Below are 3326 nucleotides of genomic sequence, written 5' to 3' on the forward strand. Positions count from 1 at the left end.
GGCTAACAGTGCAAAGAGCGAGTCAACAAACACAACGATCAAGGGACTTATCAAGCTTGCAAGAGGCTTTAGAAATCTTGATAACATGATCACACTCATTTATCTGAAGTGCTCAGATATCGTAGTGCCGCTGTGCAATTGACCGCAGCCACAAAAGAGCCTTATATGTATGATAATCTTAAAATGATATATGTAGTTTTTACATCAACGGTGCAACTACTCTCAGCACTCCATCACTTATTGCATCTAAGAAAGATCTATCTGTATCCTTGAGCTCAACAACCTTGGAAACATCAAAGCACTCTTCCATATCCTTCTTTAAATCAGCTGCAATGTCCGTACCATAGAACGCAGAAAAGCACTCAAAATGAAGGAAAAGTGACCTATAATCAAGATTAACTGTTCCAATGCCGCATAATTTATCATCTGAGATAAATGCTTTTGCATGAACAAATCCTGGAGTATACTCATAAATCTTTACACCTGCCTCCAACAATGGTCGATAATAACTTCTTGATATTTTATATACAAGCTTTTTATCAGGAATTCCAGGTAGAATCAGTCTTACATCTACTCCTCTTTCTGCAGCTCTGATAAATGCATCATAAAGTGTGTCACCCAACATGAGATAAGGAGTGTAAAAATAGACATAATCTGTTGCCAGAGACAGAACCTCCGTAAAGAATACATTACTTGTAGCCTCTCCGCTTGTAGGATCATCATAATATGGCATGATGTATCCATTTTCTTTAGTATCCAGCATGCTATGATCATATTCGATAATACTTTCCTTTTTGATAGGATCACCTAATGCAAAAGCATTCCAGAATTCTACAAACATATATGTATAACTCTTTACAGCTTCGCCATTGATCTTAAATCCAATATCTTTCCACTTACCAAAGCGTACTATCTCATTGATATACTCATCTGCTATGTTAACTCCACCACTAAAGGCAACGCGGCCATCGATGACCATAAGTTTCCTATGATCTCTATTATTGAGCTGACTGGACAACAGAAAAAATGGATTAAAAGCTATTGTCTTTATTCCCTTTTCATTTAATGCTGCAAGCTCCTCAAGAGAGTACGTAGTAATACTTCCAAAATCATCATATATAACTCTGACATCTACACCACTTGCTGCTTTTCTGGCAAGTATATCAACCATAGTATCCCAGAATTTTCCACCCTGTATAATGAAATACTCGATATAAACAAATCTTTCAGCCTTTTCAAGTTCCTCACACATATCCGCGAACATGTCTTCACCAAGTGGATAATATTTTGTATCAGCACAACGATACAAAGGGAAACCTGTAGTTGTATAAATATGATTTAAACTTTCAGCAACTCTTTTATCTTTATCTCTCAGCTCTTCTATTATATCAGTATTATCTGGAATAGTGTTCCTAAGCTTTTTGGCTGATTCACTTAATTTAAGTTTAAGACGTCTTCCAGTACCTTTATTACCTATCATAAGATATGTAAGGGCACCAGCTACAGGCAAAGTCATTATGAATACAAGCCATAATATCTTGTATGTTCCCTCTTCTCTTTTAGAAATAATATAAAGACACAGCAGAAATGCCAGGATTTGGAGCAATATCATTAATAGCTCAGCATAATCTTTAAAAAGACGGAAAGTACCTATAAACCATAATATCTGGAGAGCTATTATAGGTAATGCAATTAAAACTCTTCCTAATAGCTTTTTCATAGTTAACCCTTTCTTTTATGTTTAAATATTTAATTATTTCCAAAAATCATATATATGCTTATGATTTAAAAAAGCTATCTACATCAATCTTTGTCCACTCAGAGCCACCAGTGATCTGCAGCCATAAAATTTTAGTTTTAGGAACTACAACCAACTGGTACACTGTAAGATCATTCTTCGCGCCGCCTTCTTCTACGGTCTTATTTATGATCTCCATCATTTTTTCCGCATCTATCTTTCCCTTATTATTTTCGCACAATTCGATAAGATTATTACGTCGTGTAATTCCAGACCAGCTATTCTTATCGGATGGTGTATTAAATAACCAGTCTTTGTTCACATAATAATTAGTTGAAACTAGTAAACCATTTGGCAACGTAGACTCTCCATGTTTTACTCCCACAGGGCACCACTCAAATGACTGTCCTTTATTCTCATCTGCAACATTAATAATATAAGAGGAGCTACAGTTTGTTGTATTAAAGAATAGATCCATATCACTTAATTCATCTGATTCAAAAAGACATTCAAACAACATGGTAGTACCAGTAATACGCGGGTCCGGTGATTTAATATTTGCTGAAGGTTTGCCATTATTCAGCTCAAGAAAAATACCTTTTTCATTAAGTCCATTTACAGCATATATCTCACCTACATAACCAACGGTGGCAGTTGCTAACGCACCATCAGCAGGATGATATACAGTGACTGCAATATCGTCCTTTAACAATGCAAATGATTCTGACCAATCATAATTTCTTCCGATGACCAAATCAGATTTTGCATACTTATCCCAAGCCATAGCAACACTGCATTTTGGTAATCCACCTATTCTCTCCACTGCATTGATAATCTGAAGTTCATCAACCGTAAATCCCGATGTCTCGGATGCCCCTTCAAAAAACTGATTTATCCTATAAGGCGTCTGAGCAATTTGCTGATCCACAATTGCTCTTGCTGTTGAGGCATTCCCTTCATTTGCTTCGATAATGAGATCAAGAAAAGTATCCAGATCTTCAAGCTCTTTTTTCATCAAATAACCATACTGTCTGCCCATTTCTCGCCAGGTGCCTTTGAGGTTTACTACTTTTATATCACCAATCTCGATTTTCTTTCCGTTTTCAAATTCGTCACCTTTATCTGAATAAGATATATCCTTATTTATCTTATTATCAGTAGTGTCTTTTGTTTCATTAGTTTCTTTGGAATCCTTCGAGTTTTTATTTTCTTTACTATCATTTTTCTTTTCTGTATTTTCTTTTATAGCTGTTAATGCTTTAGTATCTTTTACATCTTTTGTATCCTTTGCATCTTTAGTATTCTTTTTATCTTTAGATGCCCCAGAGCTCTTTACAATTTCATACTTATCTTTAGATGTTTTAGTACTGTATGAGTTCTGTATATTTAATAAATATTTATTATTGTCAGAAGTCTTTATTGAAGATGCATTTACTTCTATTGGTCTAAAAGCTGATACATTATATCCTATAGGGTTGCTAATTCCTGAGATCAAAAAACTAGTGGTCAGTATTGTGACAGCAATATTCTTTTTTATATTCATGTATTGTTCTCCTCAAATTCAATTTCCATACTTGCCAGTCGGCCC

2 protein-coding genes are annotated in these 3326 nt (G+C 35.1%); both read right to left on the minus strand.

Annotation, left to right across the window (positions count from 1 at the left end; all coding sequences use genetic code 11):
- Positions 1-199: 199 nt before the first annotated feature.
- A complete protein-coding gene (gene cls, locus K6G87_RS17040; RefSeq protein WP_296839923.1) occupies positions 200-1720 on the minus strand; it encodes a cardiolipin synthase in 1521 nt (506 codons plus the stop codon).
- Positions 1721-1778: 58 nt separating this feature from the next.
- Complete coding sequence (locus K6G87_RS17045) at positions 1779-3281, minus strand: C45 family autoproteolytic acyltransferase/hydolase (RefSeq protein WP_296839926.1); 1503 nt, start codon at positions 3279-3281, stop codon at positions 1779-1781.
- Positions 3282-3326: the final 45 nt, after the last annotated feature.

This window comes from Butyrivibrio sp., assembly GCF_024699075.1.